Below are 316 nucleotides of genomic sequence, written 5' to 3'. Positions count from 1 at the left end.
CTTTCGCCTGGGAGTCTGACGCTATAGATGCATGTCTATGAACCCAAACCCAACGTTCTGTTTTCTTTAAAACCACACTCCAACGAATAGGTACGCTAATTGCGCCATTTCCAGTATTTAAATGAATGGTTAAGCACTGTGAAACAACTGCATAACCGTCGGAAATTACAATATCCGACCAGCCCCACTCAAACTTAGTTGCGGTTGCTTCTGCGAAATTTCTAAGAAATAGCGCCTTTACTGACTTTGTACCGGAACACAATTCATCTTCACCAGTGCCAATAACAGAAATATCATCACTAGAATCAAATACTAA

At 40.8% G+C, this 316-nt stretch carries 1 protein-coding gene; it reads right to left on the bottom strand.

From position 1 onward, the window contains the following. On the bottom strand, window positions 1-316 hold a 316-nt coding region (locus tag RH86_RS02225), incomplete at both ends, for a nuclear transport factor 2 family protein (RefSeq protein WP_009384719.1).

The organism is Vibrio sp. N418, assembly GCF_000222565.1.
GTDB lineage: Bacteria > Pseudomonadota > Gammaproteobacteria > Enterobacterales > Vibrionaceae > Vibrio > Vibrio scophthalmi.
This window is presented reverse-complemented; position numbering and strand designations above follow the sequence as displayed.